27 protein-coding genes are annotated in these 21,598 nt (G+C 60.7%); 8 read left to right on the top strand and 19 right to left on the bottom strand.

The genetic code is table 11. The features are described from left to right. Positions 1–64: 64 nt before the first annotated feature. Positions 65–1,966: a potassium transporter Kup gene (locus tag HBO11_RS11995; protein ID WP_169954600.1), complete on the bottom strand. Its 1,902-nt coding sequence runs from the start codon at positions 1,964–1,966 to the stop codon at positions 65–67. A gap of 321 nt (positions 1,967–2,287) precedes the next feature. Between HBO11_RS11995 and rimO the strand changes: the two genes are divergently transcribed. The 5 genes from rimO to tsaA all read left to right on the top strand — a co-directional run bounded on the left by rimO (position 2,288) and on the right by tsaA (position 6,223). Beyond that, positions 2,288–3,616: a 30S ribosomal protein S12 methylthiotransferase RimO gene (gene rimO / locus HBO11_RS11990; RefSeq protein ID WP_169851201.1), complete on the top strand. Its 1,329-nt coding sequence runs from the start codon at positions 2,288–2,290 to the stop codon at positions 3,614–3,616. 103 nt (positions 3,617–3,719) lie between these two features. Next, positions 3,720–4,190 (top strand): GNAT family N-acetyltransferase, encoded by a 471-nt coding sequence (locus tag HBO11_RS11985; protein ID WP_169954599.1) that lies wholly within the window; start codon positions 3,720–3,722, stop codon positions 4,188–4,190. A gap of 95 nt (positions 4,191–4,285) precedes the next feature. Next, entirely contained in the window at positions 4,286–4,996 is a 711-nt protein-coding gene (locus HBO11_RS11980) for an rRNA pseudouridine synthase (RefSeq protein ID WP_169954598.1), read from the top strand. A 66-nt stretch (positions 4,997–5,062) separates the two neighbouring features. Continuing rightward, positions 5,063–5,524: a DUF1456 family protein gene (locus HBO11_RS11975; RefSeq protein WP_057439364.1), complete on the top strand. Its 462-nt coding sequence runs from the start codon at positions 5,063–5,065 to the stop codon at positions 5,522–5,524. Positions 5,525–5,527: 3 nt separating this feature from the next. Further along, positions 5,528–6,223 carry a tRNA (N6-threonylcarbamoyladenosine(37)-N6)-methyltransferase TrmO gene (gene tsaA, locus HBO11_RS11970; protein WP_169954597.1) on the top strand — a complete coding sequence of 232 codons (696 nt, stop codon included), beginning with the start codon at positions 5,528–5,530 and terminating at the stop codon, positions 6,221–6,223. 147 nt (positions 6,224–6,370) lie between these two features. Here tsaA and fpr read toward each other — a convergent pair whose 3' ends face one another. Beyond that, positions 6,371–7,150: a ferredoxin-NADP reductase gene (fpr, locus tag HBO11_RS11965; RefSeq protein WP_003172178.1), complete on the bottom strand. Its 780-nt coding sequence runs from the start codon at positions 7,148–7,150 to the stop codon at positions 6,371–6,373. Between the two features lie 125 nt (positions 7,151–7,275). On the opposite strand from fpr, the gene HBO11_RS11960 reads away from it, so the two are divergent. Then, a complete protein-coding gene (locus tag HBO11_RS11960) occupies positions 7,276–8,202 on the top strand; it encodes a LysR family transcriptional regulator (protein WP_169954596.1) in 927 nt (308 codons plus the stop codon). Here HBO11_RS11960 and HBO11_RS11955 read toward each other — a convergent pair. The 3 genes from HBO11_RS11955 to HBO11_RS11945 all read right to left on the bottom strand — a co-directional run bounded on the left by HBO11_RS11955 (position 8,199) and on the right by HBO11_RS11945 (position 10,159). Further along, positions 8,199–8,561, bottom strand: a complete 363-nt coding sequence (locus HBO11_RS11955; protein ID WP_169954595.1) for a diacylglycerol kinase — start codon at positions 8,559–8,561, stop codon at positions 8,199–8,201. The two genes, HBO11_RS11960 and HBO11_RS11955, sit on opposite strands and share 4 nt — an antisense overlap. Before the next feature lie 74 nt (positions 8,562–8,635). Beyond that, on the bottom strand, positions 8,636–9,286 hold the full coding sequence (erdR, locus tag HBO11_RS11950) for a response regulator transcription factor ErdR (protein WP_169954594.1): 651 nt from the start codon (positions 9,284–9,286) through the stop codon (positions 8,636–8,638). A gap of 162 nt (positions 9,287–9,448) precedes the next feature. Next, positions 9,449–10,159: a tRNA-uridine aminocarboxypropyltransferase gene (locus HBO11_RS11945; protein WP_169954593.1), complete on the bottom strand. Its 711-nt coding sequence runs from the start codon at positions 10,157–10,159 to the stop codon at positions 9,449–9,451. Positions 10,160–10,353: 194 nt separating this feature from the next. Between HBO11_RS11945 and HBO11_RS11940 the strand changes: the two genes are divergently transcribed. Then, positions 10,354–10,788, top strand: a complete 435-nt coding sequence (locus HBO11_RS11940) for a PA3611 family quorum-sensing-regulated virulence factor (RefSeq protein WP_169954592.1) — start codon at positions 10,354–10,356, stop codon at positions 10,786–10,788. A gap of 264 nt (positions 10,789–11,052) precedes the next feature. Then, positions 11,053–12,165: a TIGR00730 family Rossman fold protein gene (locus tag HBO11_RS11935; protein WP_169954591.1), complete on the top strand. Its 1,113-nt coding sequence runs from the start codon at positions 11,053–11,055 to the stop codon at positions 12,163–12,165. Between the two features lie 192 nt (positions 12,166–12,357). On the opposite strand, the gene recX is transcribed toward HBO11_RS11935, so the two are convergent. The 14 genes from recX to HBO11_RS11865 all read right to left on the bottom strand — a co-directional run bounded on the left by recX (position 12,358) and on the right by HBO11_RS11865 (position 21,596). Further along, positions 12,358–12,825 (bottom strand): recombination regulator RecX, encoded by a 468-nt coding sequence (gene recX, locus HBO11_RS11930; protein WP_032858392.1) that lies wholly within the window; start codon positions 12,823–12,825, stop codon positions 12,358–12,360. An 8-nt stretch (positions 12,826–12,833) separates the two neighbouring features. Beyond that, positions 12,834–13,892 carry a recombinase RecA gene (gene recA / locus HBO11_RS11925; RefSeq protein ID WP_029295312.1) on the bottom strand — a complete coding sequence of 353 codons (1,059 nt, stop codon included), beginning with the start codon at positions 13,890–13,892 and terminating at the stop codon, positions 12,834–12,836. An 83-nt stretch (positions 13,893–13,975) separates the two neighbouring features. Beyond that, positions 13,976–14,476, bottom strand: coding sequence for a CinA family protein (locus HBO11_RS11920; protein WP_169954590.1), 501 nt, complete (start codon positions 14,474–14,476; stop codon positions 13,976–13,978). An 81-nt stretch (positions 14,477–14,557) separates the two neighbouring features. Continuing rightward, positions 14,558–15,022, bottom strand: a complete 465-nt coding sequence (locus HBO11_RS11915) for a lysis protein (RefSeq protein WP_262381032.1) — start codon at positions 15,020–15,022, stop codon at positions 14,558–14,560. A gap of 29 nt (positions 15,023–15,051) precedes the next feature. Next, positions 15,052–15,603: a glycoside hydrolase family 19 protein gene (locus HBO11_RS11910; RefSeq protein ID WP_169954588.1), complete on the bottom strand. Its 552-nt coding sequence runs from the start codon at positions 15,601–15,603 to the stop codon at positions 15,052–15,054. A 17-nt stretch (positions 15,604–15,620) separates the two neighbouring features. Beyond that, positions 15,621–16,631, bottom strand: a complete 1,011-nt coding sequence (locus tag HBO11_RS11905) for a contractile injection system protein, VgrG/Pvc8 family (RefSeq protein ID WP_169954587.1) — start codon at positions 16,629–16,631, stop codon at positions 15,621–15,623. Positions 16,632–16,640: 9 nt separating this feature from the next. Continuing rightward, positions 16,641–16,853: a tail protein X gene (locus tag HBO11_RS11900; RefSeq protein WP_169954586.1), complete on the bottom strand. Its 213-nt coding sequence runs from the start codon at positions 16,851–16,853 to the stop codon at positions 16,641–16,643. Next, on the bottom strand, positions 16,846–17,229 hold the full coding sequence (locus HBO11_RS11895) for a phage tail protein (protein WP_169954585.1): 384 nt from the start codon (positions 17,227–17,229) through the stop codon (positions 16,846–16,848). The genes HBO11_RS11900 and HBO11_RS11895 overlap by 8 nt, the downstream gene beginning before the upstream one ends. Further along, on the bottom strand, positions 17,229–18,587 hold the full coding sequence (locus HBO11_RS28660) for a tail tape measure protein (protein ID WP_262381031.1): 1,359 nt from the start codon (positions 18,585–18,587) through the stop codon (positions 17,229–17,231). Before HBO11_RS28660 ends, HBO11_RS11895 begins: the two co-directional genes overlap by 1 nt. 128 nt (positions 18,588–18,715) lie before the next feature. Beyond that, entirely contained in the window at positions 18,716–19,282 is a 567-nt protein-coding gene (locus HBO11_RS11885; protein ID WP_169954584.1) for a phage tail assembly protein, read from the bottom strand. A 108-nt stretch (positions 19,283–19,390) separates the two neighbouring features. After that, positions 19,391–19,897 carry a phage major tail tube protein gene (locus tag HBO11_RS11880; protein ID WP_169954583.1) on the bottom strand — a complete coding sequence of 169 codons (507 nt, stop codon included), beginning with the start codon at positions 19,895–19,897 and terminating at the stop codon, positions 19,391–19,393. Next, positions 19,897–21,063 (bottom strand): phage tail protein, encoded by a 1,167-nt coding sequence (locus HBO11_RS11875; RefSeq protein ID WP_169954582.1) that lies wholly within the window; start codon positions 21,061–21,063, stop codon positions 19,897–19,899. The genes HBO11_RS11880 and HBO11_RS11875 overlap by 1 nt, the downstream gene beginning before the upstream one ends. Positions 21,064–21,065: 2 nt before the next feature. Next, on the bottom strand, positions 21,066–21,269 hold the full coding sequence (locus HBO11_RS11870) for a hypothetical protein (RefSeq protein ID WP_099167790.1): 204 nt from the start codon (positions 21,267–21,269) through the stop codon (positions 21,066–21,068). A 90-nt stretch (positions 21,270–21,359) separates the two neighbouring features. Continuing rightward, positions 21,360–21,596: a tail fiber assembly protein gene (locus HBO11_RS11865; protein ID WP_169954581.1), complete on the bottom strand. Its 237-nt coding sequence runs from the start codon at positions 21,594–21,596 to the stop codon at positions 21,360–21,362. Positions 21,597–21,598: the final 2 nt, after the last annotated feature.

The raw sequence follows: 21,598 nt of genomic DNA, 5'->3' as shown, positions 1-21,598 counted from the left end.
GCCAGTTTCCCAAGGCACAAAAAAGCCCCCGCTGCCGCATGGCAACGGGGGCTTTTTGTTGGAGTTACATTTCTACCTGGGTCCCCAACTCAATCACCCGGTTCACCGGCAACTTGAAGAAACGCAGGTTGCCGTTGGCGTTCTTCAGCATGAAAGCAAACAACCCCTCGCGCCAGCGCGCCATGCCTTCGAGCTTGGAGGCGATGACCGTCTCGCGGCTGAGGAAGTAGGTGGTACGCATAGGACTGAAGTCCAGGTCGTCCAAGTGGCACAGTTTCAGGGCTTCGGGCACGTCCGGCTCATCGGTAAAGCCAAAATGCAGAATCACCCGGAAGAAGCCGTCGCCGTAGGCGTCTACCTCGAAGCGGCGCTGGGCCGGGACGCGCGGAATGTCCTCGTAGACCACCGTCAACAGCACCACCTGCTCGTGCAGCACCTGGTTGTGCAGCAGGTTATGCAGCAAGGCGTGGGGCACCGCGTCCGGGCGGGCGGTGAGGAACACCGCCGTGCCCTGCACGCGATGAGGCGGCTGGACGCGGATGCTGCTGATAAAGATCGGCAGCGGCAACCCGCCCTCATCCAGGCGTTCCACCAGCAATTGCTTGCCGCGCTTCCAGGTGGTCATCAGCACAAACAGCACTATCCCCGCCAACACCGGGAACGCACCGCCCTGCACCACTTTCGGCACGTTGGCCGCAAAGAACAGGCCATCCACCAGCAAAAAGCCCAGCAATACGGGCACGGCCAGGACCGGCGGCCATTTCCACAACAGCAGCATCACGGCGGAAACCAGGATGGTGGTCATCAACATGGTCCCGGTCACAGCTACCCCGTAGGCCGAGGCCAGGGCGCCCGAGGACTCGAAGCCCAGCACCAGCAGGATCACGCCGACCATCAGCGACCAGTTCACCGCGCCGATATAGATCTGGCCCTGCTCGGCGCTGGAAGTGTGCTGGATATGCATGCGCGGGATGTAGCCGAGCTGGATCGCCTGGCGCGTCAACGAGAACGCACCGGAAATTACTGCCTGGGAAGCAATCACCGTGGCCAGGGTGGACAAGCCCACCAGCGGCAGCAAGGCCCAGCTTGGCGCCAGCAGGTAGAACGGGTTGCGCGCGGCCTCGGGGTCACCGAGCAACATCGCGCCCTGGCCAAAATAGTTGAGCACCAGCGCCGGCAGCACCAGGATGAACCAGGCCCGGGCAATGGGTTTGCGGCCGAAGTGGCCCATGTCGGCATACAGCGCTTCGGCGCCGGTCAAGGCCAGCACCACGGCGCCGAGGATTGCTACGCCGATACCCGGATGGACCATGAAGAAACGCACACCCCACATCGGGTTCATCGCGTTGAGCACTTCGGGGTGCTGGACGATGCCATAGACGCCCAGGCCGCCCAGCACCAAAAACCAGGTGACCATCACCGGCCCGAACAGCTTGCCGATGCGGTCGGTGCCATGTTTCTGGATCAGGAACAGCCCCACCAGCACCACCAACGCCACGGGCACGACCCAATGCTCAAGGCCGTCGAACGCCAGTTCCAGGCCCTCGATGGCCGACAACACCGAAATCGCCGGGGTGATCATGCTGTCGCCATAGAACAGCGCCGCGCCACACAGGCCGCACACCACCAGGAAACTGCGCAGCCGCGGATGATTGCCCGCCGCCCGTCGGGCCAGCGCCGTCAGCGCCATGATGCCGCCCTCGCCCTGGTTGTCGGCGCGCAGCACGAACAACATGTACTTGATGGACACCACCCAGATCAACGACCAGAAGATCAGCGCCAGGATCCCCAGCACCCCATCATGATTGACCTGCACCCCATAACTGCCGGAAAACACCTCTTTAAGGGTGTAGAGCGGGCTGGTGCCGATATCGCCATAAACCACCCCGACCGCCGCCACCAACATGCCGATTGGCTTTGCGCTGGAATGCCCGGCACCCGCCGCCTGACTATTTACCTGACCCATCAACCACTCCTGCCCTTTTGACCTGAGGTCTTTTATAAACAGCCCAGCTATACACTTAAGCCCAAAGCTAAGCTATACACAGCATGTGCCGCTGTACTTCTGGTAACAGATTATTTGTTGACTACCAACCTAGCCCCGGTGCAACGGCGCGCAGCATAGCGCAGCACTCGTCGTATTTCCCTGCATAAAGCTGGTCAAGTGCGTTTCCCGTCGCTAGAATTGCGCACTTTTTGATCAGAGGCACATCAAGTGCCCGTCCGCTGCCCTGTCGTGCCCGACTGGCGGCGTCATTCAATACCGAGGTTAGACATGTCCACCACCATCGCAAAAGCCAACCCCAAGGTTGGCTTTGTTTCCCTGGGTTGCCCGAAGGCGCTCGTCGACTCCGAGCGCATCCTCACGCAACTGCGCATGGAAGGCTACGACGTCGTGTCCACTTATCAGGACGCCGATGTGGTGGTGGTCAACACCTGTGGCTTCATTGACTCAGCCAAGGCAGAGTCCCTGGAAGTGATCGGCGAAGCCATCAAGGAAAACGGCAAGGTCATCGTCACCGGCTGCATGGGTGTGGAAGAAGGCAATATCCGCAATGTGCACCCAAGCGTGCTGGCCGTGACCGGTCCGCAGCAATACGAGCAGGTGGTCAACGCCGTGCACGAGGTAGTGCCGCCGCGCCAGGACCACAACCCGCTGATCGACCTGGTGCCACCCCAGGGCATCAAGCTGACCCCGCGGCATTATGCGTACCTGAAGATTTCCGAAGGCTGCAACCACAGCTGCAGCTTCTGCATCATCCCGTCGATGCGCGGCAAGCTGGTCAGCCGCCCGGTGGGCGATGTACTGGACGAGGCCCAGCGCCTGGTCAAGTCTGGCGTCAAGGAACTGCTGGTGATCTCCCAGGACACCAGCGCCTACGGCGTCGATGTGAAGTACCGCACCGGTTTCTGGAACGGCGCGCCGGTGAAAACCCGCATGACCGAACTGTGCGAAGCCCTGAGCAGCCTGGGTGTGTGGGTGCGCCTGCACTACGTGTACCCATACCCGCACGTCGACGAATTGATCCCGTTGATGGCCGCCGGCAAGATCCTGCCGTACCTGGACATCCCGTTCCAGCACGCCAGCCCCAAAGTGCTCAAGGCCATGAAACGCCCGGCCTTCGAAGACAAGACCCTGGCGCGCATCAAGAACTGGCGCCAGATATGCCCCGAGCTGATCATCCGCTCGACCTTTATCGTCGGCTTCCCCGGCGAAACCGAAGAAGACTTCCAGTACCTGCTGGACTGGCTGACTGAAGCCCAGCTGGATCGCGTCGGCTGCTTCCAGTACTCGCCGGTGGAAGGTGCCCCGGCCAACCTGCTGGACCTGGCCGTGGTGCCGGATGACGTCAAGCAAGACCGCTGGGAGCGCTTCATGGCCCATCAACAGGCCATCAGCTCGGCCCGCCTGCAACTGCGTATCGGCAAGGAAATCGAAGTGCTGATCGACGAAGTGGACGAGCAAGGCGCGGTCGGCCGTTGCTTCTTCGACGCACCGGAAATCGACGGCAATGTATTTATCGATGACGCCAGCGGCCTCAAGCCAGGCGACAAGGTCTGGTGCACGGTCACCGACGCCGACGAGTACGACCTCTGGGCGCAAAAACGCGACTAAGCTGTAAAAAATTGAAAAAGCCCTGCTTCTGGACAAGATGTGGGGCTTTTTTAGGTCTATCGTTTGCCCCATCAACGCCAACAAGCAGCAAGGAGCAGCGGGCATGGGCCAGCACTCGGTCATCCACACCCCAAAAACCAGCGACTACCCGGAGCTGACCCGGATCTGGGAGGCCTCGGTGCGCGCCACCCATGACTTCCTGCCGCAAAGCTACATCGAACGCCTCAGGCACCTGGTGCTGACGCGCTACCTGGATGCCGTGATGTTGATCTGCACCAAGGACGCGCGCCAACGGATCACCGGGTTTGCCGGCGTTGCGGCGGGCAAGGTGGAAATGCTGTTCATCGACCCGCACTACCGGGGCCAGGGCCTGGGCCGGCAGTTGCTGCACTATGCCATTACCTCGATGAATGCCGATGAGCTGGACGTCAACGAACAAAACCCCCAGGCCCTGGGCTTCTATATCAAGCAGGGTTTTGAAGTGATCGGGCGCACCGAGCATGACGGCATGGGGCAGCCTTATCCGTTGCTGCATATGCGTTTGCGCCAGGCCCAGCAAACACGCAGTGGCTGACACCTCCCACAAAAAGCAACTGCGGCGAAATGGGGCCGGGATTAACCGGCTCCAGGCAGGTACAATAGCTGCCCCCTTTTGTTACGGCCCTTGTCATGACTGACCCCATACGCCTCTCCAAACGCCTTATCGAACTGGTCGGTTGCTCCCGTCGGGAGGCCGAGCTGTTCATCGAAGGCGGCTGGGTCTCGGTGGATGGCGAAGTGATCGATGAACCGCAGTTCAAGGTCACGACACAAAAAGTCGAACTTGATCCCGAGGCCAAGGCCACCGCTCCAGAGCCGGTGACTATCCTGTTTCATGCGCCGGCCGGCGTGGACGTCGACAGCGCGATGCAGTCCCTCAGCGCCGAGACCCTGTCCGAGGAGCACCGCTTCAGCAAGCGCCCGCTCAAGGGCCACTTCCTGCGCCTGACCGCCAGCGCCGACCTGCAAGCCAAGGCCAGCGGCCTGTTGGTGTTTACCCAGGACTGGAAGATCCTGCGCAAGCTGACGGCCGACGCCGCCAAGATCGAGCAGGAGTATGTGGTTGAAGTCTCAGGCGACGTGGCCGAGCACGGCCTGAACCGCCTCGCCCACGGCCTGATGTACAAAGGCAAGGAGTTGCCTGCAGTCAAAGCCAGCTGGCAGAACGAGAACCGCCTGCGCTTTGCCCTGAAAAACCCGCAGCCCGGCATCATTGCCCTGTTCTGCGAAGCCATTGGCCTGAAGGTTGTGGCCATTCGCCGCATCCGCATTGGCGGCGTGTCCATCGGCAAGGTGCCGGTCGACCAGTGGCGCTACATGTCCGGCAAAGAAAAGTTCTAAGCCACCCTATCTCTCGACCTCGCCCGCCCGGGCGAGGTCTACAGTCGAATACCAGGATTGCCCACCATGATTCACAACGACGTACTGCGCAGCGTGCGCTACATGCTCGACATCAGCGACAACAAGATGGTCGAGATCATCAAGATCGGCGGCATGGAAGTGTCCAAGGACGACCTGCTGACCTACCTCAAGAAAGACGAGGAAGAAGGCTTCGTGTTCTGCCCGGATGAAGTCATGGCGCACTTCCTCGATGGCCTGGTGATCTTCAAGCGCGGCAAGGACGAAAGCCGTCCACCGCAGCCGATCGAAACCCCGGTGACCAACAACATCATCCTCAAGAAACTGCGCGTGGCCTTCGAACTCAAGGAAGACGACATGCACGCCATCCTCAAGGCAGCCGAGTTCCCGGTGTCCAAGCCGGAACTGAGCGCTCTGTTCCGCAAGTTCGGCCACACCAACTATCGCCCGTGTGGCGACCAGTTGCTGCGTAACTTCCTCAAGGGCCTGACCCTGCGGGTTCGCGCGTAAACCATGAGTTACAACGTCTCGCCCGTCGGCTTCGTACGCTCCTGCTTCAAGGAGAAGTTCGCCATCCCGCGCCAGCCACAACTGGCGCCCGCCGCCCGCGGCGTGTTGGAGTTGGTCGCGCCGTTCGACCAGGGTGAGGCAGTACAGGGCCTGGAGCAGGTCAGCCATGTGTGGCTGCTGTTCCTGTTTCATCAGGCCCTGGAAGACAAGCCGCGCTTGAAAGTGCGCCCGCCACGCCTGGGCGGCAACACGTCCATGGGCGTATTTGCCACCCGCGCGACCCATCGCCCCAATGGCATTGGCCAGTCAGTGGTCAAGCTGGACAAGGTAGAGCCGGGCCGGCTGTGGATTTCCGGGATCGATCTGCTCGATGGCACGCCGGTCCTGGATATCAAGCCGTATGTGCCCTATGCCGACATCATCGACACCGCCACCAACAGCATCGCCAGCAGCGCACCACCGCTGATTCCTGTGCAGTGGCTCAAGACCGCCCTGCACCAGGCTCACAGCCACGGCCAGCGCCTGGACGAGCCGCTGGTAGAGCTGATTGAGCAGTGTCTGGCGCAGGATCCACGGCCGGCGTATCAGACGCCAGGGCCGGAGCGCGAATATGGTGTGCGCTTCTGGGATGTGGATGTGCGTTGGCACTATCCCGAGGCGGGGATGATTTGTGTGCTTGAAGTGGTTGCGGCCGAATAAACGCCAAAAACAAATATGGGAGCTGCCCGGTGTAGGAGCTGGCTTGCCTGCGATATAGGCACCTCGGTGTATCAGTTACACCACAGTGATGCCATCGCAGGCAAGCCAGCTCCTACACCAGGCAGCTCCCACATTTTTTGACCGCGTTTATTTCTCGACGAACGCACGTTCGATCAGGTAGTCACCCGGCTCACGCATGCGTGGCGAAACCTTCAGGCCGAAGCTGTTCAGCACTTCGCTGGTCTCGTCGAGCATGCTCGGGCTACCGCACAGCATGGCGCGGTCGTCTTCAGGATTGATCGGCGGCAGGCCGATATCGCTGAACAGCTTGCCGCTGCGCATCAGGTCGGTGAGGCGGCCTTCGTTTTCGAACGGCTCGCGGGTCACGGTCGGGTAGTAGATCAACTTTTCACGCAGCGCTTCGCCGAAGAACTCGTTCTGTGGCAGGTGCTCGGTGATGAATTCGCGGTAAGCGACTTCGTTGACGTAACGCACGCCGTGGCACAGGATCACTTTTTCAAAGCGCTCGTAGGTTTCCGGGTCCTGGATCACGCTCATGAATGGCGCAAGACCAGTACCGGTGCTGAGCAGATACAGGTGTTTGCCCGGCTTCAGATCGTCGAGCACCAGGGTGCCCGTCGGTTTTTTGCTGATGATGATCTCGTCGCCTTCCTTCAAATGCTGCAATTGGGAAGTCAGCGGGCCATCCGGGACCTTGATGCTGAAGAACTCCAGATGCTCTTCCCAGTTCGGGCTGGCAATGGAGTAAGCACGCATGAGCGGGCGGCCGTTGGGCTGCTGCAGGCCGATCATCACGAACTGACCGTTCTCGAAGCGCAGGCCCGGATCGCGGGTGCACTTGAAGCTGAACAGAGTGTCGTTCCAGTGATGAACACTGAGGACACGCTCGTGGTTCATGTTGCTCATGTACGGGGAACTCCTGGAAATGGGTCTGCGCCAAAATGATAGGTGCGCAATTGCACAGTATTCTAATGGCGGCGACAATATCTGTTAACTGGATTATTAAGATAAGGGTTATCGGTTATATCGATATGCGATTTACTCTCCGTCAACTGCAAGTCTTCGTCGCCGTCGCCCAGCAGGAAAGTGTGTCACGCGCTGCTGGCCTTCTGGCCTTATCTCAATCCGCCGCCAGCACCTCGATCACCGAGCTGGAGCGCCAATCCAGCTGCCAATTGTTCGACCGCGCCGGTAAACGCCTGAGCCTCAACGCCCTGGGACATCAGTTGCTGCCCCAGGCGGTGGCGCTGCTGGACCAGGCCAAGGAAATCGAAGACCTGCTCAACGGCAAGTCCGGCTTCGGCTCCCTGGCAGTCGGCGCGACCCTGACCATCGGCAATTACCTGGCCACACTGCTGATCGGCAGTTTCATGCAGCAGCATCCCGAGAGCCAGGTGAAGCTGCATGTACAGAACACTGCGCATATCGTGCATCAGGTTGCGCATTACGAAATTGATCTGGGTCTAATCGAAGGTGACTGCAGCCACCCGGACATTGAGGTGCAAACCTGGGTCGAGGATGAACTGGTGGTGTTCTGTGCGCCCCAGCATCCCCTGGCCCTGCGTGGCCAGGCGAGCATGGAGCAGTTGACCCATGAAGCCTGGATCCTGCGGGAGCAGGGCTCCGGGACGCGCCTGACGTTTGATCAGGCCATGCGCCATCATCGCAGCGCACTGAATATCCGCCTGGAGCTGGAGCACACCGAGGCGATCAAGCGCGCCGTGGAGTCGGGATTGGGGATTGGCTGCATTTCCCGCCTGGCGCTACGGGATGCGTTCCGGCGCGGCAGCCTGGTGCCCGTCGAGACCCCGGACCTGGACCTGGCCCGGCAGTTCTACTTTATCTGGCATAAACAGAAGTACCAGACCTCGGCCATGCGCGAGTTCCTCGAACTGTGCCGCGCCTTTACCGCCGGGGTGCAGCGCAGCGACGAGATCGTGCTGCCGAATATCGCCTAGATCAGGATCACGGCCCACACCACGGTAATCATGGTCAGCGCGACGAATTGCGCGGCGCTGCCCATGTCCTTGGCGTTTTTCGACAAGGGGTGGCGATCCAGGGAGATCCGGTCGATGGCCGCTTCCACCGCCGAGTTGAGCAACTCGACAATCAACGCAAGCAAGCACACGGCAATCAACAGTGCGCGCTCTACACGGCTGACGCTGAGGAAAAAGCTCAACGGAATCAGGATAACGTTGAGCAACACCAACTGACGAAAAGCCGCCTCGCCGGTGAAAGCGGCACGCAGGCCATCGAGGGAATAGCCCCCGGCGTTGAAGATACGTTTGATACCGGTTTGACCCTTGAAAGGCGACATAGGTAGGCAACTGAGCAAAAAAGATGGAAGGAAGCTAGAGCACGCCAAGTCAAAAAAGCGTGAATCGAGCAGGCCTATGAGTGGGAAATTGACTCAAGTTGTTGCAACAGCAGCGCCGCCTGGGTGCGGGTGCGCACGCCCAGCTTACGGAAGATCGCGGTAACGTGTGCCTTGATGGTCGCTTCAGACACGCTCAGCTCATAGGCGATCTGCTTGTTCAGCAAGCCCTCGCAGACCATGGTCAACACACGAAACTGCTGTGGCGTGAGGCTGGCGAGCCCTTCCTGAGCGGCCTTGGCTTCGGCGGACACGTTGATTTCTTCGAATGCCTGCGGCGGCCATGAGACATCACCGTCCAACACCGTGCGCACCGCTGCTTGAATCTGCTCCATGGAGCTGGACTTGGGGATAAAACCACTGGCCCCGAACTCGCGGGAACGCACTACGACGTCTGCCTCTTCCTGGGCCGACACCATCACCACCGGAATCTGCGGGTATTGCCCGCGCAACAGCACCAGGCCGGAAAACCCGTAGGCACCGGGCATGTTCAGGTCCAGCAGCACCAGATCCCAATCGGTCTTGTCAGTCAGGCGGGCTTCCAGCTCAGCGATGCTGCCCACTTCCACCAGGCGGACGTCCGGGCCCAGGCCCAGTGTGACGGCCTGGTGCAGCGCGCTGCGGAAAAGCGGGTGGTCATCGGCAATCAGGATTTCGTATGTGGCCATTTATTAAATGATCCTGTTTTTTATGGGAGCACCGATGGGTTCGGTGCTCGCCAACGTACAAGGTGCCAGCCAGCGGCTGTCACGAACAGTTACGCTTGATGGCATTTTAGCCGGCTCAGGCGATGCAGTGCCATCATGCAAAGGTCATCTGACCCCGAAGTCCTACAGATAAGGTGCCAGACGCGTGTGGACACTGTCCGTCGGATCCAGCGCCAACTGGAACTTGGCCGCCAGGTAATGGGTACTGAAAACATCCAGGTAGGCGTCCAGCACTTCGCTGGCCTGCTGGTCCTCGGCCAGTTCCAGGCACAACGCGGCCACTTCGGCGGTGCAGAAGTGGTCATCACGCTTGGAGCGGCGCAATTTGTAGCGCGAAAGCTGCTCCGGCTCCAGGCTCAGTACCGGCAGGTGCTCCAGATACGGGCTCTTGCGAAACATCTTGCGCGCTTCGCTCCAGGTGCCGTCCAGCAGGATAAACAACGGGCGCTTGCCCTGCGCCACCTTCACCTCGCTGACCACCCGCTGCGGCGCCACAAACTCGCCGGGAAAGACGATGTAGGGCTGCCATTGCGGGTCGGCCAGCAGCGCCAGCAACTCAGGTTCGACGGCCGTGCGCGTCCAGGGGAAGGCGCTGGTGTCTTCGATCACATCAGCGATCAGCCAACCGGTATTGCTGGGCTTCATCGGCTCCACATCGTGCATCAACAGGCACATGGCCGACCTGGCCTGGACCTTGGGACGCCAGGCGCACAGGCAGTATTGGGGGATCACTCGGCATCTGGGGCAACGTTCTGCACGCGAGCCGCGTGCGACAAAGGGGCTGACGGCACGGGCCAGGCGCTGGGTGCGCAGACGGAACACCGCGTGGCTCATAGCGGGTGCCGTTGTGAAGCGATGAAAATCGACACGGACAAAACTCGGGGGCAGGCAAAAGTGCCAGCAGTTTACCAGAGCCGCCCCGCCAATACGCCTGGCCGTCGCGGCGACAGGTCACCTATAATCCTGCGCCACTGAACGCATAGCGCAGTGATGGGTCTATGGACCAGTAACCGAATCAGGAGAGTTTCATGCTGCGTCTTATGTTGCGTCTTGCCGCCCCGACCGTCGCCCTGGCGCTGGTATTGCCCTTGGGCGCCCAGGCAGCCTCCCTGGTGGAGCTGCAAATGAACAAGAAACTGCAAAGCGTCGCGGCAGAAAGCAACAAAGACCTGCCCAGGGAAATTGATGAGCAAACCCTGGAAGTGGCCTACACCGTCGAAGGCATGCAACTGATTGACCACTTGAGCGTGCTGCCCGAGCGCGCCGAGCAAATGCGCGCCAACCCCAAAGCCGTGTATTTCCAACTGGGACAAAGCGTTTGCCTGAACAAAGGCTATCGCGAGTTGATGGCCAAGGGCGCCGTGATGCGCTACGAAATCACCGAAAACAAAACCAACCGGCCAGTGGCCTCGGTCAAGTTCGTCGAGACTGATTGCCCGGCCCCGGCCAAGAAGAAAAAGTAAGCCCCCTCTCCCACGCGCCGTTGGTCAACGGCGCGACAGCTCCCGCCCGCAAAACCTCGATCAATGCCCATTAAGTTATTGCCAGACAAGACTTTAGGGGCTCATGATCGAGCGATCCGGTAACATTTCCAGGGCAAAAAAGGTTGCCCTCGCGTGACTTGCAGTGCAAAGGTTTTTAACCACAAGGAACATACAGAGCCTGTTTCGTCGCCGTCAGCAGCCTGCAAGCAAGACGCCGGGGCTCTGTAACGAAGGAGAAGCTGAATGCCTGATCAACCGAATGACCTGCTGTCCCGTCATTTTCCAGAAAACGGGAACGACCTTACACAACAGGTCGAAGCGCAACTCAAGCTGATTGCCCCCAGCAGCCCGAATATCTCCCTGTATCGCGACATGATCCTCACCGTGCTGCGCATGGCCCAGGACGACCGCGACCGCTGGAACGCCAAGATCACATTGAAGGCGATAAATGAACTGGACCATGCGTTTCGCGTGCTCGAACAGTTCAAGGGCCGACGCAAGGTCACCGTCTTCGGCTCGGCCCGCACACCAGTGGAAAGCCCGCTCTATGCCCTGGCCCGGGAAGTGGGCGCAGCCCTGGCCCGCTCGGACCTGATGGTCATCACCGGCGGCGGCGGCGGCATCATGGCCGCGGCCCACGAAGGGGCGGGCCTGGAACACAGCCTGGGGTTCAATATCACCCTGCCCTTTGAGCAGCATGCCAACCCGACCATTGATGGCACGGAAAACCTGCTGTCATTTCACTTCTTCTTTACCCGCAAGCTGTTTTTCGTCAAGGAAGCTGATGGGTTGGTGCTCTGCCCCGGCGGCTTCGGCACCCTGGATGAAGCGCTGGAAGTCCTGACGTTGATCCAGACCGGCAAGAGCCCGTTGGTGCCTGTGGTGCTGCTGGACGAGCCTGGCGGCGGTTTCTGGAAAGGTGCCCTGGAGTTTGTTCGCAACCAACTGGAGGCCAACCGCTACATCTTGCCCACCGACCTCAAGCTAGTGCGCCTGGTGCACAGCGCTGAAGAGGCGGTGCATGAAATCAACCAGTTCTATGCCAACTTCCATTCCACCCGCTGGTTGAAGCGCCAGTTCGTGGTGCGCATGAACCATCCGCTCAGCGAGCAGGCAATGGCGCATATACAGACGGCCTTCGCTGATCTGCGGCTCAGTGATGACTTCCAGCAACTGCCCTACGGGGGCCAAGAGCACGATGAAGCACGCTTCAGCCACCTGACACGCCTGGTGTTCAACTTCACCGGGCGGAACCAGGGGCGATTGCGGGAGTTGGTGGATTACATCAACCTGCCGGAGAACTGGGCTGAGGCTCAGGGCAAAGCACAGCAACGGGTAGCGCCGGAACCGGCGTGATGCCGTAAAACACAAAAAAGGCCCGCTATTTTCATAGCGGGCCTTTTTTAGTGCTGTTTTATGTGGGAGCTGTCGAGCCCCTGCGAGGCGCGATGGCGGCGTGTCAGGCAATACACTATTCGCTGTGAGGCCACCATCGAAGCCTCGCAGGAGCTCGACAGCTCCCACCTTTGATCGTCGCTTGCCGAAGAATCAGTCGTCCAGATCTCGACCGCTCAACAGCCGGCTGATCATCTCCATCGAAAACCCGCGATAACTCAAAAAACGCCCTTGCTTGGCACGCTCACGGGCATCAATAGGCAGATGGCCAGCAAATTTGCGGCGCCAGGTGTCTTCCAGTTGTGTTTGCCAACTGATGCCACACTCGCGCAGTGCCAGATCAATATCGGCGCGCTGCAAGCCCCGCTGGCTCAGCTCCTCGCGAATCCGCGCAGGCCCGTAGCCCGAGCGTGCCCGGTAGGAAACAAAACTTTCGAGATATCGGGCTTCGGAAAGCAGCCCCTCTTCCGTCAGGCGGTCGAGGGCTGTTTCGATCATTTCAGGAGGGGCGCCACGCTGACGCAATTTACGCGTCAGCTCGACACGACCATGCTCGCGTCGTGCGAGCAGGTCCATTGCCGTACGCCGTACGGCAACCAGCGTATCGAGTACAACTGTCATCGTTGGACTCAGATATCAGCGTCGGCTTCTGCCATGTCATCAACAGGTTCACGGTTAGCCGCAGCCTTGACGTCTGGCGCCGGGGTCAGCAGCTTGTCGCGGATTTGCTTCTCAAGGGTCGCCGCGATATCCGGGTTGTCCTGCAGGAACTTGGCCGAGTTGGCCTTGCCCTGACCGATCTTGCTGCCGTTGTAGGCATACCAGGCACCGGACTTCTCGACAAAACCGTGCAGCACGCCCAGGTCGATCATCTCGCCGTTCAGGTAGATACCCTTGCCGTAGAGAATCTGGAACTCAGCCTGACGGAATGGCGGGGCTACCTTGTTCTTCACCACCTTGACGCGGGTTTCGCTACCGACAACCTCGTCACCTTCCTTCACCGCGCCGGTACGGCGGATGTCCAGACGGACCGAAGCGTAGAACTTCAGCGCGTTACCACCGGTGGTGGTTTCCGGGCTGCCGAACATTACGCCGATCTTCATCCGGATCTGGTTGATGAAGATCACCAGGCAGTTGGCGTTCTTGATGTTACCGGTGATTTTACGCAGGGCCTGGGACATCAGACGGGCTTGCAGGCCGACGTGCATGTCGCCCATTTCGCCTTCGATCTCGGCCTTCGGCACCAGGGCCGCCACGGAGTCGACCACGATCACGTCGATGGCGTTGGAGCGCACCAGCATGTCGGTGATTTCCAGGGCTTGTTCGCCAGTGTCCGGCTGCGAAACCAGCAGGTCGTCGACATTGACGCCCAGCTTGCCCGCGTATTCAGGATCCAGGGCGTGCTCGGCATCGACGAACGCGCAGGTGGCGCCCATTTTTTGGGCCTGGGCAATCACCGACAGGGTCAGGGTGGTTTTACCAGAAGACTCTGGACCGTAGATTTCAACGATACGGCCTTTTGGCAGGCCGCCAATGCCGAGCGCGATGTCCAGACCCAGAGAGCCAGTGGAAATAGCCGGGATCGCCTGACGGTCGTGATCGCCCATACGCATTACGGCACCCTTGCCGAATTGACGTTCGATCTGACCCAGGGCCGCAGCCAAGGCTTTCTTCTTGTTGTCGTCCATTAAAGTCCTCACGTAATCAATAAGGCCTGACGGCCAACACCTGTATAAGTAGACAGTATTGTTCCATAAAGATCGGGGATCGCCTACCCCTGATTTTCTATTTCTGCTGCAGCTCGTCGCAACAGCCCCTCTAATGCGGCCTTTACCGTTTGTCGGCGGACCTCGTCGCGGTTGCCGGGGAAGTGCTGGCACTCGGCCGTAACCTCTTCGCCGACGCCCCAGGCCAGCCATACGGTGCCCACCGGTTTGTCCGGCGAGCCGCCATCGGGGCCCGCCACACCACTGACCGCCACGGCAAACCGCGCCAGGCTTTTTTCCTGGGCGCCCCGGGCCATGGCCTCGACCACTTCACGGCTGACCGCGCCGACCTTGGGGAACAAACCCTGTGGCACATTCAGCTGGCGGGTCTTCTGCCGATTGGAATAGGTCACGTACCCGGCCTCGAACCAGGCCGAACTCCCCGGAATACGGGTGATGGCTTCGGCAATACCACCACCGGTGCAGGACTCGGCGGTGGTGACGTGGGCATTGAGCACCTGCAAACGCCGGCCAAGTTCGGCGGCGAGTTGGGTAATTTCCTTCACGGTCGTCTCCAGGAAAGTGCGGGGGTTTGCCTACCCTACAGGAGCCCATCGGCCACGCAAGGTGCAGACGGGTTCATCGACTTACCGGGAGATGACCTGCACATAGGCCTGGCAGGCCCGCAACGCGATCAATCCGTCATCGCCGGCATCGGTGATGCCGATAATTCGTTGAGCATGCGCCGGGTCAAGTCGGCCTCGCGCGGCGCCATGAACCACGCTGCCGGCAGCGGTGGCTGGCATTGCGTGGCTGTTGGCGGGGTCGGCGGGGTCGAGAAGGACTGACAAGCGCACATCAGCAGTGGCCAGCCGGTCGCGCAGATAAACCTGGTGACGCTGTGCATCGTTCAACTCCCGGGTGTGTTGTTGATCGCTGGCCTGAAGCTGTTGCTCCAACGCCTGACGCCTGTGCTGTTCGGCCCGGTATTGGCCCAGCGCCGCCTGGCTTTGTCGGTTGAGCACCTCTGAATGCCGCGCAGCCTGGCGTTCAAAGGCAAGGCCATGGCGCCAGGCCTGGACCTGCCAGCTGGCTGCCGCCGAGATAGCCATCAGCAGGGCAACCGCCCATATGCGCCCGCTCAACGGCATAACACTGCCCTCGCCTTTTCCCACAACTGTTGGCGGTGCTCCAGTCCGTTAAGGCCACCATTGATACGGCGGGTGATGGTGGTGAATTGGTCCTGGTCCGCCAATTCATTCAAGCCGTTGCTGTGCCAGAACCAGGCGGCGGATTCCGCCGCCCATTGCGGTTGTTCCAGCAGTTCGGGGAAATGCAGCAGACGTTCATCGCCAAACAGCGCCCGGCTACAGGCCAGGTAATTGCGCCGCCCGGTAATCTGGATCAAGCCGCGGCCCCGGTACTTCTGGCCATCACCGTCGGCGTCGGGAGTGTTGCCCAGGCGTGCAGCCAAGGCGCCCGTGTCGTATTTGCTCAGGTAGTGCTCGCCGCCCAGTTCACGCACGTAACGCAGTTCGCCGGACTCATGCCCGACCTGGGCGATAAAGGCCGCCATCCGCTTGGACCCGGTGATGTGTCGATGAAGCATGGCGGCGTTCAATGCCAAAATAAAAACACCCGCTTGGGCGCGGGCGTTAGGCAGGATCTGTTGCAACTGCGTCAGCGTGATCATCCTTGATCTCCAACCATTTAAGAGGCCAATCCACGGGCCATGATCGAACTGCGATACCCCGTCGTCGTGTCGCCTACATGGGTCACCTTGTCAATCGACCAGCGCCCCTGCATATAGCCCGGCCAGGTTTCATCCAGCAACAACAGGCCTTCGGCGGACAGCAACGGGTTACCAGGGCAGTCGATAGTGATGCTCAAACCTTCACGCCCCACCCGGCGCAACTCGCCCTGTGCCACTGAGCGCGCTTCGGTTTCACTCTGGCACCGTTGGCGCAACGTCTTGAACGGTGCGATCCCCACCTCGACCACGCGCTGGCGAGAGGCCGCGGCATCCCACCAACTGACACGGCAACCCTGGTATTTGGCCCGCACATTTTCATCAACCCGGGCACTGATAAACGCCTGCTCGCCGGGACGGTTGTCATGGGTCACCGACAGCCGCACATCCGGCAGTTGCTGGCCCGAGAGCGACTTGACCTGGCCGCTTTCCGCCAGCACATACAGCTCGTTGACCGGCTTGGTCACCGCGTTGTGGCGCCCGGCCAGGCGGGTGATAAAGCCCATGTCGGTCTCGTTGGACTGGTCGATATGATCAATCGCAATCCCATCCAGCGACGGCGCCACCCTGGGCGAAAACCCATGCCGCGTCGCCAGTTGGCGAAACAGCGCACCGAGGGTCGTGGGCCCATGGCTGGCGGAACGGCGCTGGCGGTAGCCACTCTGGTCCATCACGCTGAACGGCGCCGCCGTGGCCACGAGCGCCAGGCGCATGGGAAACAGGTAGGGGGTGCGCTGGGTAATCACAAACTCGCCTTTTTCCACCAGGCCCGACTCGCGGTAACCCACGCGCAAACCGATCTTGGCGCCCAGGCTAGGCAGGCCTTCCAGGCCCTCGATATTGATGGTCAGTTCCAGGCGGTCGGATTCGATCCCCGCCGCATCGGTGTGCTTCCACTGCATCAGCCGCGGGTTGATCAGAGCTGCGTTGGCGCCATAAATCTCCACGACCGGGGTAAATCCCATTGCCATGCTGCCTCCTTAATCCCAGGCCGAAACGGGCTTTGCAACACCCGGTTGCGCGTCCATCTCGGGCACGATCACCCCTACGCCCGCCGGCAACACCGGGCCATGCTCGGCAAGCCCAGGGTTCAAGCGCCAGAGGGTTTCTTCGGCCGCGTCATCGCACCGCCCCAGCTCGCGGTAGAGCAGCAGGTTGACCGAATCACCGGCAATACTTCGTACTCTACGCATTGACGAATTCCTCCAGCACCAGCGACCAATTGATCAACATGGCAGTGCCGTCGTCGATCACATTGGCCTGGTTTTCCGTGAGCCCGGTAATGCGCCACAGGCCCCAGTTGCGGCCGATGCCATCAACCAACGGCAGCGGTGCCCGTGCATCCTGCAAGGCGCGCAATTGGTCCAGGCGCTGCATGCCAACGGCCGCCATGGCGGTGCCGGCGAAGGTCAGTTTTTCCAGCTTCTGGCCGTTTTGCCGCGACTGGGGCTTGCTGGCAATAATCTCCAGGTCACCCCAGCCGCCATCACTGCTGCGCTGGAGCGTGGAATAGGCGAACCCTCGGGACAGCCCGAAAATAAAGTCGCCCAGCACCATCTGCTGTCGCATTAATCACCTCCATCGGTCAGTGCCGCGTTGCGCCGAACCGCCAGTGAATCGGTGAGCATCGGCACGCATTGGTTTTGCAGGGTTTGCAGGACCCGGTCGACCACCTGCTGGGCGTCGGCGGGGTTGACGCCGGTGATCTGGATGCTCGGTGCCAGGGTGACCTGGACGTTGTCCGAGCGGGCGCTGTTGAGCTCTTTGCTCACTGCATCGGGCGATGGCAGGCGATTGCTGGAAGGGAAGAGTTTCTCACCCAGCCAGGTGCCCGCTTCGCCGCCCAACAGGCCGCCGATCAGGCCACCGACGGCAGTGCCAACGCCTGGCAAAACCAGGGTACCAAGGGCCGCCCCGGCAGTGGCGCCGGCCCATGCACCGCCGGCAGTGCCGAGGCTACTGCCAACCGCTTGCAGGTCGCCATTGCGCACACCTTGGACGAGGTTGACGGCGGTGTCGGCGTAGCGCAGCGGCGCAAGGGATCGAGTGCCGACGGACTCCAGTTTGGTCATCGTTGAAACCAGGTTGGAGGGGATAGTCTTGGGCAAAACGAGCGCTGGAGCGCTGAGCAACAGCGGCCCACGAACGGGTGAAACAAGCGCCTTGGATGAACGCTCGCCCAGGCGCGGAGCGGGCCGATCAACTTGAAACGACGCACCATGAAAACCCACTTTGGGCCCGTCAAACGCCTTGCTGGCCTGTCCAAAAATACGCTGCAGCGTTGCCATTGACCCAGCAATGCTGCTGCCGACGCGGGTGGTTTTTTTCGACGACGACCGCTCCGTGAGTCTCTCGCGCAGCGTTTTTTTCGGCAGAAAACGCGCACGTCCCTTCAAGGTTTCGGTCGCCCCTGGGCAGCAGCAATCCTTGCTATCGTCGCGAAACAGTTTCCCCACGCCGGGCAACTTGCCAAGCGTCACATCGACAGCCTTGCCCGTTAACCGGCTCCTGGCCGTCTCGAGATAGCCCTCCCCCAACCAATTTGCCCCCTTGGTGTACCAGGAGTCCGCTGCCGGCTCCTTGTCTTGGATGGCCTCTGGAGCCACAGGGACGGAGCTTGCAGCGACACCACCGAGCAGGGAGCCGCCCGTGATAAACAGGGTGCCATTAAGGGTTTCCAGGCTCTCGCGCAGGCGCACCTGTTCTTCGGTCAACGCGTGGATATGCAGGCTGGCATTGGCCAGGGCCAGGCTCAGCTCAGACGGCGGTTCTGTTGCGCCGCCCACACTGGTGGCGCCAACCAGACTTTCGTCCTGTGCTTCAAGCAGGCCCGGCAGTTGCAAGGCTCCACTTTCGGCCAGTGCGGGAAAGGTCATCCAGCGCTTGTCTTCGTCGGCGAGCTTGAGCGTATATCGAGGGTCTTGCATCTCGCTCTACTCCTATTTGACGCCAAGGCGATTGATCGCGATGTCGTAGCGGCGCAATGCTTTTGCGGCATTCCATTCAAGAATTTCCGCTTCGTTTACCGAGTAAACCAGCGGTACAACATCGAGGATTACTTCGATATCGCGCTGCGAAAGAAGTCCGCCGGTTTGTTTAAAAAATCGTCGATGCGCTCCTGCATCTCCGTCCAGTCCGGCACGGTCAGGCCGTCCAGGTCGGGGATCATCAGGCCGGTGCAGTGCGAGGTAATGAACTCGGCGCGCTCTTTGTTGGTGGCGAGCTTTTTCATCACCTTGGTGGCGCGCAGGGCGGGCATTTCCAGGGTGACGCTGGTCAACACGCGGCCGGCCACGTCCAGTGGCAGCAGCAGTTGCACCTGTTCGCCGGGCTCGGTGGAACCTTCCAGGAAGAACGAAGCCGGGCGCGTCGAGAGGTCGTGCACGTACTGGACGATGCTCACGTAGTCCGGGCGCTTGAGTTGGTCGAGTTCTTTTTCCGAAAGGCCGGTGGCCAGCTTGGCCAGTTCGAAGAATTGATCGTCCTCGTCATCGCCCGCACGGGCCAGCGCCTGTTTTTGTGGGGCGTAGAACAAGGGTTTGAGTTGGATCTGCTCGATCGTCGCACCGCTGTCGGCGGTGATGGGCGCCAGCAGGATATGCAGGGGTGGCTTCCAGGCCATGGGCGAAATTCCTTGATGAACAATGTTGAACACGTGGACACGGTCAATGTGGGAGCTGGCGTGCCTGCTCCCACACTGGCCGTGCCTATTTCCGATTCGTGGAAAGGTTTACGGCATCAACACCGCACGCCGGGCATCGCCGAGGATGTCGACGCCGTTGAGCACAAACTTCTGGGTGCGCACGTCGATGTCGATCACCGGCACGCCGTTGTCCAGGCGATGGTAGGTGCGGCAGGACAGATCCAGGGTGGTAGTCGCCTTTTCGCCCATCTTCAGCTTGGCTTCCTCCAGGGATTTGAGCTTGCCGCCGACGGTGTGGTAGGTGAAGTAGGTCTTGCCGTCCTGGTCCTGGCCCGCTTCGCGCACGTTAAGCAGGATGTCTTCGCCCAGGCGCACGCCCAGGGCCAGCATAATTTCGGGACCGGCGCCTTGCAGCACCAGCTTGGCGCTGAGTACCTTGCCACTCTTGGCCATTTCCTCGGCGATAAAGCGCCCGCCGGACATGGGCTCCATTTCGAACTCGATCTTCGGCGGGGTGAATTCCTCGACGGTCGCCGACAGCGGCAGGCCCTGGAGGGTGGCCGCAATGGCCTGTCTTACTCGGTTGGTAAACATTAGAGAACGTCCTCCAGGAATTGCTCGATGATTTCATCGCGGGCATTGAGTTGATAAACCATATGTTCGTTCGGCGCATAGCGGCCGTAGTCGATCACGATGAACCAGGTGCCGTTCTTGTACTTCTCGACACTGTTGAGTTCCGGGTGCAGGTACACGCTGCCACCGGGGATGGTTTCGTCGGCCACCAGGGTTTGCAGCCAGTCGTTGATGCGCTTGACCTCCTGGTCCATGAACGACTTGGTCAGGTTGTGCGCCATGGCTTTCTGCCCGGCCTTGACCAGCTTGCGGCTGATGGCGTCTTCCAGGCCGACATAGCTGATGAACTTGCCGGTGACGGAGCGGTTACCCAGCAGCGAGAAGCCACCGAGGACGGTGCGCGCGTAGTAGCTCACGCCGTAGCGGTTGAGCAGGTCGCCTTCGGTGGAGGTGTCGAGGATGTTGTACTCGACCACGCGGGAAACATCTTCGGCGAAGGTCACCTGATTGCCCGGGCTTTCCCACTGCTTGACCTTGGCCAATGCGGCGATGGCCAGGGACGACGGCGCGAGGAACACGTTTTTCTTCGCAGCCTTGGAGTACACCGACGGCATGTTGTGCACCAGCAGGCAGCGGTCGAAACCCAGGCCTTCGCCACCCAGCTCGCCGCTGTAGGTCACTTGGTCGGCGACGCTGGCGTCTTTGCCGTCCAGCACCACACGGGCCTTGATACGCTTGCCGAACGCGGCAAATTCACCGGCCACAGCCTTGGTCCCGGTAAAGCCCGGGGCGCCGATGATGGTCAGGTCTTCGGGCACGCTGCCAAGCGCTGCGAGGCCCAGTTTGCGACCGGTCACCGGCTCATTCCCGCCGATCACGTTGTTGAGGGTATCGGCCGGGGTCGCGCCCTCTTCGACGATCACCACATACACCGGCACCTTGACCACTTTGAGGATCTGGTACACCGCATGAAACAACGTGCCCGACTCGGCGCCGGTGGGGTCCAGCAGCGCCTGGGCGGTGAAGCTGTTGATACGGAACGGGGCGTTTTTCGGGATCGACAGGTGCGCATTGGGCGCGGTGCCGACCAGGCCGATCACGTTGTCACCCAGGCCACCCATGGCCTCGGGGGATTCGCTGGCATTGACGGTGATGCCGTTATGCTCGAAGTTCAAAACCTCAGCCATGATTATTCAGCCTTCTTGGTGACGGCCTTCTTGGCCGGTGGGGTGTCTTGGGCGGCAGCCAGCACGCTGGTCAATTCCAGGCGGCCGGCGGTGCGCAGGGCGGTTGCTTCGACGTCCAGCAGCTCCAGTTCCTGACCGACGGTGGACCAGTGGCCACCTCCGGTGGGGAATGGGATGAGGACGGTGTAGGTTTGGCGGTTGGCCATGGGGGGAATTCTCCGGGTGCAAAAAGCGCAAAACCCCTGCGGGAGGGGCTTTGGGCGGGCGAAAAAAAACCGCTGTCGCGGTGGGGTGAGTTACTTCAGGAAGGCCGGTTTTTCAGGCCAGATCACAGCATCCGGGTCGGCGCCCTGGTCGGGGATATCGCGCAGTGCCTTGCGGTAGGCGACGAATACCGGGCGGTCTTTATCGGCCATGGGGTAATCCGGCATTGCCGCATAATCGCTGGCGGCCAGATCGGCGTCGCGCGACGCTCGAATGACACTCCATTTAATCAACGGATGCAGTTCAGCAGATGCAAATACAGGTTTCATCA

It is taken from the genome of Pseudomonas sp. WS 5010 (assembly GCF_012985565.1).
Lineage (GTDB): Bacteria > Pseudomonadota > Gammaproteobacteria > Pseudomonadales > Pseudomonadaceae > Aquipseudomonas.
Note: the sequence above shows the minus strand (reverse complement) of the source record. Positions and strands in the feature narration are given on the sequence as shown.

Coding starts and splice junctions, on each gene's coding strand:
- HBO11_RS11995 (WP_169954600.1), bottom strand. CDS start 1,966: ATGGGTCAGGTAAATAGTCAGGCGGCGGGTGCCGGGCATTCCAGCGCA.
- HBO11_RS11985 (WP_169954599.1), top strand. CDS start 3,720: ATGGGCCAGCACTCGGTCATCCACACCCCAAAAACCAGCGACTACCCG.
- HBO11_RS11980 (WP_169954598.1), top strand. CDS start 4,286: ATGACTGACCCCATACGCCTCTCCAAACGCCTTATCGAACTGGTCGGT.
- HBO11_RS11975 (WP_057439364.1), top strand. CDS start 5,063: ATGATTCACAACGACGTACTGCGCAGCGTGCGCTACATGCTCGACATC.
- tsaA (WP_169954597.1), top strand. CDS start 5,528: ATGAGTTACAACGTCTCGCCCGTCGGCTTCGTACGCTCCTGCTTCAAG.
- fpr (WP_003172178.1), bottom strand. CDS start 7,150: ATGAGCAACATGAACCACGAGCGTGTCCTCAGTGTTCATCACTGGAAC.
- HBO11_RS11960 (WP_169954596.1), top strand. CDS start 7,276: ATGCGATTTACTCTCCGTCAACTGCAAGTCTTCGTCGCCGTCGCCCAG.
- HBO11_RS11955 (WP_169954595.1), bottom strand. CDS start 8,561: ATGTCGCCTTTCAAGGGTCAAACCGGTATCAAACGTATCTTCAACGCC.
- erdR (WP_169954594.1), bottom strand. CDS start 9,286: ATGGCCACATACGAAATCCTGATTGCCGATGACCACCCGCTTTTCCGC.
- HBO11_RS11945 (WP_169954593.1), bottom strand. CDS start 10,159: ATGAGCCACGCGGTGTTCCGTCTGCGCACCCAGCGCCTGGCCCGTGCC.
- HBO11_RS11940 (WP_169954592.1), top strand. CDS start 10,354: ATGCTGCGTCTTATGTTGCGTCTTGCCGCCCCGACCGTCGCCCTGGCG.
- HBO11_RS11935 (WP_169954591.1), top strand. CDS start 11,053: ATGCCTGATCAACCGAATGACCTGCTGTCCCGTCATTTTCCAGAAAAC.
- recX (WP_032858392.1), bottom strand. CDS start 12,825: ATGACAGTTGTACTCGATACGCTGGTTGCCGTACGGCGTACGGCAATG.
- recA (WP_029295312.1), bottom strand. CDS start 13,892: ATGGACGACAACAAGAAGAAAGCCTTGGCTGCGGCCCTGGGTCAGATC.
- HBO11_RS11915 (WP_262381032.1), bottom strand. CDS start 15,022: ATGGCTATCTCGGCGGCAGCCAGCTGGCAGGTCCAGGCCTGGCGCCAT.
- HBO11_RS11910 (WP_169954588.1), bottom strand. CDS start 15,603: ATGATCACGCTGACGCAGTTGCAACAGATCCTGCCTAACGCCCGCGCC.
- HBO11_RS11905 (WP_169954587.1), bottom strand. CDS start 16,631: ATGGCAATGGGATTTACCCCGGTCGTGGAGATTTATGGCGCCAACGCA.
- HBO11_RS11900 (WP_169954586.1), bottom strand. CDS start 16,853: ATGCGTAGAGTACGAAGTATTGCCGGTGATTCGGTCAACCTGCTGCTC.
- HBO11_RS11895 (WP_169954585.1), bottom strand. CDS start 17,229: ATGCGACAGCAGATGGTGCTGGGCGACTTTATTTTCGGGCTGTCCCGA.
- HBO11_RS28660 (WP_262381031.1), bottom strand. CDS start 18,587: ATGCAAGACCCTCGATATACGCTCAAGCTCGCCGACGAAGACAAGCGC.
- HBO11_RS11885 (WP_169954584.1), bottom strand. CDS start 19,282: ATGGCCTGGAAGCCACCCCTGCATATCCTGCTGGCGCCCATCACCGCC.
- HBO11_RS11880 (WP_169954583.1), bottom strand. CDS start 19,897: ATGTTTACCAACCGAGTAAGACAGGCCATTGCGGCCACCCTCCAGGGC.
- HBO11_RS11875 (WP_169954582.1), bottom strand. CDS start 21,063: ATGGCTGAGGTTTTGAACTTCGAGCATAACGGCATCACCGTCAATGCC.
- HBO11_RS11870 (WP_099167790.1), bottom strand. CDS start 21,269: ATGGCCAACCGCCAAACCTACACCGTCCTCATCCCATTCCCCACCGGA.
- HBO11_RS11865 (WP_169954581.1), bottom strand. CDS start 21,596: ATGAAACCTGTATTTGCATCTGCTGAACTGCATCCGTTGATTAAATGG.